Source organism: Sphingorhabdus sp. Alg239-R122, assembly GCF_900537065.1.
In the GTDB taxonomy this organism is placed as follows: domain Bacteria; phylum Pseudomonadota; class Alphaproteobacteria; order Sphingomonadales; family Sphingomonadaceae; genus Alg239-R122.
Genome location: NZ_UNRC01000008.1, coordinates 79,009 through 86,405, shown reverse-complemented (window position 1 = coordinate 86,405; position 7,397 = coordinate 79,009). Strand labels below are relative to the sequence as shown.

Sequence of the window (7,397 nt, the reverse complement as noted above, 5' to 3'; positions counted from 1 at the left end):
AGCGCTGAAGACCATTGAGCAGAACCCTGCGCGCACTGAACAGTGGCAGGCGCATCAAAATGCGCGCAAGGCATTTGCCGAAGCTGTCAGCGGCAGAGGCGACGACCCGCTGTTCATCCACAGCGAAGTCTATGACAGGCTAACCGAAGAATCTTTTGCGCCTTATCAAAAATATTTTGAAGACGACCTGGGCGCCGGCGGCTGGGCTGCTATCAATACTGCGCATGCTGACAATATCCTGAATATCCTGGACACAGTTACAGGCAAAGGAAAACGCGTCCTCATCACCTATGGCGCAGCGCACAAATACTGGATCAAGAATGAACTGGAAAAGCGCGACGACATCGTACTGCTTGACCCTATCCCCTATTTCACCGCCAATACGGACTAGCTGCCGGGCGGGTGATCCATATCAGCCCTGCCTTCATCCATTGCACGCTTTACGGACACAGGACGCAGTGCATAGGCCATCAGGAAAATACCCGCCGGAATTATCGTCGTCACCCACAGGTCATGCAGCAGATAGCCCCACGGAATTTCTGCCCATGCCTTTCCGCGCACCCTTACCAACTCATACAGGTCCCACGCCTCACCCGCCATCGCCGCAAGCGCGACACAGATAATGGGCAGTGCCTGCCATGGCTTGCGCCGGAAGAACAGTATGACCAGAACGAATACCAGCAAACCGATCAGAACGTGCAGCGTATCCTTTTCAAAACCGAGCAGTTCACGCAGCCACAGCTTTCCAGATTGGAACGGTCCAAGCTCTGGCATGGCAGGCTCCATCAAACCCTCGTGCTGAATGGTGTAAAGTCGGTGCCCGTGTCATAGACATCTACTCCCTCACGCTTCTTCAGCCAGCCGACGACAGCATAGGTAACAGGCGTCAGCGCAGCTTCCCATCCCACTTTCAATGCCCAATTGGTAATCATGACAGTCAGCACGGCCTGCGTTTCCCACACACCATAAAATGCAAGCGGGTAGAATAGCAGGCTATCAACGCCCTGCCCCACAACAGTGGACCCGATCGTGCGCGTCCATAACGCCTTGCCCTGCGTCCAAACTTTCATCCGCGCCATGACATAGCTGTTGACGAATTCACCGGCCCAAAAAGCTATGATCGAGGCTAAAACAATCCGCGGCACCTGACCAAACACCCGCTCATACGCGTCTTGTCCGTCCCATACATCCGCAGGCGGGAGCGAAACCACCACCCAGCACATGAATGCCATAAACAACATCGCCGCGAACCCGGCCCAGATCACGCGGCGCGCCCGCGCATAGCCGTAAATCTCGGTCAATATATCACCGATGACGTAGCCCAACGGAAAGAATAATATACCCGCGCCATAGACCCATTGCTCACCGTCAAGCTCAACAAAGGTAAGCTTCGCCGCGCCGACTATATTCGACAGCAACAGCACGGTGACAAATGCCGCCATGACAAAGTCAAAGTAGCGGAATCGATGCCCCGCCAAGCTGTCTGAATTTACCGTGGCCAGTTCGCGGCCTGCCCCTGCCTGATTCGCATTATTGTCCATGCGTCCTCATATCGCAGTTTGCATGTGCGCCAAAGCACGCTATGGGGGCTTGGCCTAAAGGGCAGTTGATGACAGCCTTGGGCCAGGCGCCCGTAGCTCATCTGGATAGAGCGCGAGACTTCTAACTACTATTCGATTGTTATTTATCAATTACTTAAGTGTTAAAAATGATGCGACTTTGCACTCGATTTGTGTTTTCGTCGCACGAACACAGGATACAATGAACAACGATTACCTCTAGCAAATCAACAAGGTAATTATCAAAATGGTACATCATCATCGAGCTCATCTATTGGTACAACGCCTTCAAGACCAAGCGTCAATACTAAATGAACTAGCCTGTCTGAGGTCAATTTCATCTTAAATTTTATGATTAGCTTACTAAATAGGCTCCGGACATCTGGGTCGTTTCCAATCCACCAAATCTGTGAGTTGTTCACACTAGCGGTTAGTATAGTGTCGGCTTCTTCCCATGAAAGATCATCCAAAAACAGCGACAATCCCTCCACAGCCGAATGTGTTGATTCGAATGATTCCGAATTAACCAATTTATCGATAGCATCTTTCTTTTCTACATCAACCGCCAACTTAATACTGGGAAATTTCGAGTTTAAGAACGGTCGTAATTCGTTGTGTAAAGCAAGTTGACCTTTTTTCTGGTCCAGCCATTCATCAACAAGAAATTGATCAGCATTTCCTCTAATGAGCCTCGATTCAAAATCCCCATCTTTCGAAACAACGTGTAAATCCGTCCCCTCAGGCACATCACGCAATAACAACTCCCAATGTATTTGATCTCCGAGTGATGTGTGCTTGCCTGGTGGATTACCTTTTCTTCGACGATCAATAGCTTTCGAGATAGTAGCATCGTCAACTTCAGCCACCTTAGATTCTGCTAAAATATCGCCAAACAGAATATCTGCTGCCAGTTTTTTTTCCTCAGCATCATCTTTCGCACGCGTCACGAGGGCATCGCGGAGCTTTTCCCAGTTCGCTCGAGCTTCGTCATACTCTCCAGCATCTGGATAGTCTCGCATATATCTGGGAACCCCTTTCGGAACAGATGTTTTTGTAAATTCCCGAATTGACTCGTCCAGTTTACGCTCTCTATTTCGATAAAACTCATCAGATAGTTGCTGGTTTATATAAAGCTCGAGATGCTCATTTTTAATAAGAGCAATAAGCTTCCTCAATTGTTCAAGATCATCGTTGGTAAAAGCGTAAAAAGCCAACCAAGTGTTAGTATCGATAAATACATGAAGTTTTTCCATATACTCCCTGTAAATGATCCATCATAAAACTACCAGTCAACTAACTTGAGTAGATATGAGATCATTATGTGATGAGAAGTCAATCGAGTTTTCCGAGCCTTCTACTTGATTTACTTAAAATATATTTTTTGGCGATGTATCCTATTTGAATTCATGCGACGCTCCGTCGCACCGTGCGACGAAAAATTAGCAAATTTATTGACTTGTTCGCACTACTACATTAGGCGCAAAGCCCCATGAAACAGCGATTTTTTGGATTGTGCGCCCGTAGCTCATCTGGATAGAGCGCGAGACTTCTAATCTTGAGGCAGCAGGTTCGAGTCCTGCCGGGCGCACCATTAACTCGCACAAAGATTCTTCACTTCGCTCATTGTGCCTTATGTCTAAGCGAAATAAGCTGATAATCCTTGCTGCGGTTCAATTCTAAGGCCTGTTTACAAAACCTTGCCGGAATGCAGGCTTTGTTTTGCCATCGGGCGATACGGTCAGCATCTGTACGTCGAGTTGATTGCCTTCAATTCCAATATGGCTGAACCCGAATTCATCACCTGCCGCCCATTTATATCCTAGTTGCGGGTACTTTTTTTGCTGCCAAGCCGCAAATTCCGGATCAATTTTCCTAGCCTTGGCACCGGCGCCGCTGACAATATGGACAAGCGGTGCGGCGTTGCTATCACCGCAATCATCCGTATGCAGCTCAAGTGTATGCTGATGCCCGGCAACATATGCGTCCGCATAGCGGCAAAGAGAAGGAAGCAGGAGTTCCCGCAACCGGATGGATTGCGCATATTTGGAATCTGCCCGTGATTGCCACAATGGATGATGCGCCAGCACGATTTTCCATTTGGCTGTTGATTTTTCAAGGGCCTGAGTAAACCAGGACAGTTGCGCTTTTTCCTGTTCTGTGACGGGCATTGCATTTTTGTGGCCACCAGCGCGAGTCTTGCCCGTGGCAACCATTTCACCGCTTTCAGCTTCGTCATAGCTTGGAATAGTCTGGGGTGCCAAAAGCATCTCCGTATCAATGACGAACAGCTCAAGGTCCCCATTCATCGCTGGCGGGCGCACACTGTAGAAAAATCCATCCATATAGAATGGCGGTGTCGTTTCATGGAATTTAACCTGCGCCAGTGCGCCAACCCGTGATGTATACCAGTCGTGATTGCCCAATGCGGTATATATCCTGAAATCCGATCCGATTTCAGACAATGGGCCATAAGGCTTTATGAAACGGCTTTGAAACAGCTCCGCATCGCCATCATCACCGGCAGCACCAACCTGGTAGATGTTATCACCCGCCATCACTGCAAAATCACATGTCTGCGAGGCGCAGTAATTTTTGACCGCGCCAGCCACCAGATTGAGGCCGCTTTTATCGGAAACATAGCCGGTATCACCCACGGCAATGAAGCCATATCCCGCTTTTACAGTCTGGGTTTCTGCGAGCCGGGTTGATTGCTCAGCATCGGGTATTGTTTGGCATGCAGTAAGCGCGGCACATATGGAACCGGCCAGGATATATTTTGCAAATGAGAAAACCATTATTCCAACTCCTTAAAGAAGGGCAAGTTATCTATATCAAGGGATAATTCCATAAAGGCCCGTGTTTTTCAGAAAGCTCAATCGGGTCAGTATGGGCGCTGTAAAATCTTCTGCCCAGACAGGACAGAAACTGCATAAGATGACCCGGCTGTCTAATGAAATAATCGAATTAAAGGTTGCGATTTAGGCATAACTTAAAATTCAGAATATCCTGATGGTCAATGTTATGATGATATTGCCTGTTAAGCAAACTATCTCCCTATTAAGCATTGTACTTTGCATTGCAGCAGGCGCCGCCCAACCCGCTTTTGCCCAACAGGCACAGCAAGGTTATTGCGACTCTCTAGACCTGCAGGCATTGAATGCGGAATGCGCAGAGACATCACAGGTAAATCGGTTACTGAACTTCCCGGGCCTTCCCACGGCAGACAGGGATACCCTTGTCACCGGCCTGGGCATGCCACGCGGCCTCGTGAAAACATCCGCATTGGCGGCGGCATAATCTATACAACCACCAGCAATGACAGGGAATGGGGCGGCGGCCTTAATATTGAAGCCGGGTTTTAATCCCGCGCCTCACCTGGTTTGTGAAGACGGTTCCGGTCAATCCGGCTACATATCATCCTTGCTGATCAAGACATCAGACCATTCAGGATGCTTTTCCCATTTCCGGGCAATGAAAGGACAGGCGGGCACGACGCGCAGTTCATTAGCGCGCGCATCCTCAATCATGAAACGAACGAGTTTTGACCCAATACCATTACCACCCATATGTTTTGGTACACCCGTATGGTCGGCCACATATACGCCTTTTTTCGCACGAAACATTGTGAGTTCGCCTTCGCCGGCCACGCCATCGACCGTCGCGACATAACGGATACCGCGATTCTCCCGATCCTCACGCACTATTTTTACATTATCCATTAATGACCTTTCACAAAGTTCAACGTTTCGTTTCCTGCCTGTCCAGCTGTTTCAGCAATGCATCAAAAAGACAATCTTGCGGTGCATGTGCTGCATTGCCAAAGGCACGTTCCAGACATGAGGCTAAGGCATCACCATAAATACATGGCGTACTGGTAACCTTACGTCGCTGATGCTCGCTAGTTCTGGCTGCCCTGTCTGTCACGATGCCTATTTTCCATTGCCTGAGTTGATAATAATATAACGCAGGCATGTGGTTTTTGTTCCCACATCTGCCACAGCATATATACTGGAATCAGCCGCGCTTGGCGTTACGCAATGCTTCAGATGTAACAGGATAGCCAAAACCACCAGGAATACACAGATGCGCCGTGCCGCCGCGCTCCTCTATATAGGGCGTAATCGTGCGCACCGGGATAGTGCAGGCATGGCTGACCGCCTCATCATGGGAAGTAAATTGTGCCAGCCGTTCCAGGTTGCGACGAGTCGGAAAGATGATCTTGAGCGCGCCAGTATCTGCGCGGTGCAGCACGTCAGACGCACTGGCCCAAAACAGGTGCCGGTTTTCCGTTTCGTCCACCAGCACCCTGTCACGGCCCGCACCTGCATTGGCAAGATAAAAGCGTGTATCAAAAATACGGGCTTCCGCAAAGGATGGGCGCCAACGGGCAAAAGGCACCATCATTTCCAGGTCAAGGTGCCAGCCATTAGCCGTACATATGGATTGCAGTGACTTTCCTGCATGCAGCTGCGCCCTTGCGTCTGCCAGCGCCTTTTCTTCAGGCGTCTCGATAAAGCCGATGGCAAGCCCCGTTTCTTCTATCGTTTCGCGGATGGCAGCAATCCGGGACGCCCCTTCGCCGCCGTCATCACGGTAACCAAGCTTGCCGGCATAGGTGAAATCTTCCGGATCAATCCGTCCGCCAGGGAAAACCGCAGCACCGGCCGCAAAAGCCATTTTGGCCGAACGCTCTACCATCAGCAGTTCGGGCGGCTGTCCAAGCGGTGTGTCACGAAAAATCACAACCGTCGCAGCATCAATCGCAGGGGCAAGCTTCTGCTCGGTGATAGGATCGCGGTGCTGCCTGCTATTGTCATGTGAATCGGTCATGGGCGTACCATCGCCTAATCTGCACCCAGTGCCAAGCCTGCAATTACGTGCAGCCAATTAAACAGCAATCTGTCGAGATAATTTACACTTTGGGAAAATTTGAAAAATATAAATTAGTTTAACTATCTGGAATGTAAGAATATTTTTAAACTGGCATAAAGAATGCATAGTATGAGGCAACCTTATTGGTTTCACTGAATAGAGGCGGGGCAGTTTTTCTGGTCCCTAAACTGCCCCGGCCTCCCCCGTGACAAGGTTTTCCCAAAAATCCGGTATCAACGCTGTCATTGCAAGCGTAGCGAAGTGATCACAATGACGGGGCCATTCGTTATCTTTACGCACAAAAAAGCCGGACATCACGCCCGGCCTTTGTGACTGATTGCGTGCAAGGCTTAACCTTTAGCCTTGGCGACCCCATTTTCGTTCATGAGAGTAGCCAGTTCACCTGCCTCAAACATTTCCATCATAATATCGCTGCCGCCGATAAATTCGCCTTTTACGTATAGTTGTGGAATCGTCGGCCAGTCGGAATAGGTTTTGATGCCCTGACGGATATCCATATCCTGCAACACATCGACGCTTTCATACCCGACACCCAGATGATCGAGTATGGCGATCGCGCGGCTGGAAAAACCGCATTGCGGAAATAAAGGTGTGCCTTTCATGAAAAGCATAACATCGTTCGATGATACCAATTCGCTGATTTTTGTATTGACGGCGTCACTCATGGCCGAAACTCCTGACCGATAGATTTGATAAACTTGCTAAGACCTATTTGGGAATGGCGGTTGTCAGTTGCAAGGCATGAAGCACACCACCCATCCGGCCACCCAGTGCAGCGTAAACAGCCTTGTGCTGATTCACGCGGGTCATGCCGCGAAACGCCTCTGACTCCACATGCGCGGCATAATGGTCACCGTCACCAGCAAGGTCGGTGATTTCCACTTTTGCATCGGGCAAAGCGGCCACAATCATAGTCTCGATTTCCTGTGCGGTCATCGCCATGGC

The 7,397-nt window shown here is 49.6% G+C and carries 10 protein-coding genes and 1 tRNA gene; 3 read left to right on the top strand and 8 right to left on the bottom strand.

Annotation, left to right across the window (positions count from 1 at the left end):
- Positions 1 to 391, top strand: a 391-nt coding sequence (locus G6Q15_RS09575; RefSeq protein WP_164118170.1) for a hypothetical protein, incomplete at its 5' end; no start/stop codon positions are given.
- Here G6Q15_RS09575 and G6Q15_RS09570 read toward each other — a convergent pair.
- The 3 genes from G6Q15_RS09570 to G6Q15_RS09560 form a co-directional block, all read right to left on the bottom strand.
- Positions 388 to 774 (bottom strand): hypothetical protein, encoded by a 387-nt coding sequence (locus G6Q15_RS09570; RefSeq protein ID WP_164118168.1) that lies wholly within the window; start codon positions 772 to 774, stop codon positions 388 to 390. The two genes, G6Q15_RS09575 and G6Q15_RS09570, sit on opposite strands and share 4 nt — an antisense overlap.
- 11 nt (positions 775 to 785) lie before the next feature.
- Entirely contained in the window at positions 786 to 1,541 is a 756-nt protein-coding gene (locus G6Q15_RS09565; protein WP_164118166.1) for a queuosine precursor transporter, read from the bottom strand.
- Between the two features lie 260 nt (positions 1,542 to 1,801).
- Entirely contained in the window at positions 1,802 to 2,812 is a 1,011-nt protein-coding gene (locus tag G6Q15_RS09560; protein WP_164118164.1) for a PIN domain-containing protein, read from the bottom strand.
- A gap of 261 nt (positions 2,813 to 3,073) precedes the next feature.
- Here G6Q15_RS09560 and G6Q15_RS09555 point away from each other — a divergent pair.
- Positions 3,074 to 3,150, top strand: a tRNA-Arg gene (locus tag G6Q15_RS09555).
- A gap of 85 nt (positions 3,151 to 3,235) precedes the next feature.
- Here the strand turns inward: G6Q15_RS09555 and G6Q15_RS09550 are convergent.
- Entirely contained in the window at positions 3,236 to 4,354 is a 1,119-nt protein-coding gene (locus G6Q15_RS09550; protein ID WP_164118162.1) for a metallophosphoesterase, read from the bottom strand.
- A 369-nt stretch (positions 4,355 to 4,723) separates the two neighbouring features.
- Here G6Q15_RS09550 and G6Q15_RS09545 point away from each other — a divergent pair, with 369 nt between their 5' ends.
- Complete coding sequence (locus G6Q15_RS09545; protein ID WP_164118160.1) at positions 4,724 to 4,921, top strand: hypothetical protein; 198 nt, start codon at positions 4,724 to 4,726, stop codon at positions 4,919 to 4,921.
- Positions 4,922 to 4,966: 45 nt separating this feature from the next.
- Here the strand turns inward: G6Q15_RS09545 and G6Q15_RS09540 are convergent, their stop codons facing one another.
- From G6Q15_RS09540 to G6Q15_RS09525, 4 genes are all read right to left on the bottom strand, one after another.
- Positions 4,967 to 5,278 carry a GNAT family N-acetyltransferase gene (locus G6Q15_RS09540; protein ID WP_164118158.1) on the bottom strand — a complete coding sequence of 104 codons (312 nt, stop codon included), beginning with the start codon at positions 5,276 to 5,278 and terminating at the stop codon, positions 4,967 to 4,969.
- Positions 5,279 to 5,573: 295 nt separating this feature from the next.
- On the bottom strand, positions 5,574 to 6,389 hold the full coding sequence (locus tag G6Q15_RS09535) for an NUDIX domain-containing protein (RefSeq protein WP_164118156.1): 816 nt from the start codon (positions 6,387 to 6,389) through the stop codon (positions 5,574 to 5,576).
- Between the two features lie 392 nt (positions 6,390 to 6,781).
- A complete protein-coding gene (gene grxD, locus G6Q15_RS09530; protein WP_164118154.1) occupies positions 6,782 to 7,117 on the bottom strand; it encodes a Grx4 family monothiol glutaredoxin in 336 nt (111 codons plus the stop codon).
- Between the two features lie 43 nt (positions 7,118 to 7,160).
- Positions 7,161 to 7,394, bottom strand: coding sequence for a BolA family transcriptional regulator (locus G6Q15_RS09525; protein WP_164118151.1), 234 nt, complete (start codon positions 7,392 to 7,394; stop codon positions 7,161 to 7,163).
- Between the last annotated feature and the right edge of the window lie 3 nt (positions 7,395 to 7,397).

Excerpts from the sequence above, each read along its gene's own strand:
- G6Q15_RS09570 (WP_164118168.1), bottom strand. The coding sequence starts at position 774 with ATGCCAGAGCTTGGACCGTTCCAATCTGGAAAGCTGTGGCTGCGTGAA.
- G6Q15_RS09565 (WP_164118166.1), bottom strand. The coding sequence starts at position 1,541 with ATGGACAATAATGCGAATCAGGCAGGGGCAGGCCGCGAACTGGCCACG.
- G6Q15_RS09560 (WP_164118164.1), bottom strand. The coding sequence starts at position 2,812 with ATGGAAAAACTTCATGTATTTATCGATACTAACACTTGGTTGGCTTTT.
- G6Q15_RS09550 (WP_164118162.1), bottom strand. The coding sequence starts at position 4,354 with ATGGTTTTCTCATTTGCAAAATATATCCTGGCCGGTTCCATATGTGCC.
- G6Q15_RS09545 (WP_164118160.1), top strand. The coding sequence starts at position 4,724 with ATGCGCAGAGACATCACAGGTAAATCGGTTACTGAACTTCCCGGGCCT.
- G6Q15_RS09540 (WP_164118158.1), bottom strand. The coding sequence starts at position 5,278 with ATGGATAATGTAAAAATAGTGCGTGAGGATCGGGAGAATCGCGGTATC.
- G6Q15_RS09535 (WP_164118156.1), bottom strand. The coding sequence starts at position 6,389 with ATGACCGATTCACATGACAATAGCAGGCAGCACCGCGATCCTATCACC.
- grxD (WP_164118154.1), bottom strand. The coding sequence starts at position 7,117 with ATGAGTGACGCCGTCAATACAAAAATCAGCGAATTGGTATCATCGAAC.
- G6Q15_RS09525 (WP_164118151.1), bottom strand. The coding sequence starts at position 7,394 with ATGGCGATGACCGCACAGGAAATCGAGACTATGATTGTGGCCGCTTTG.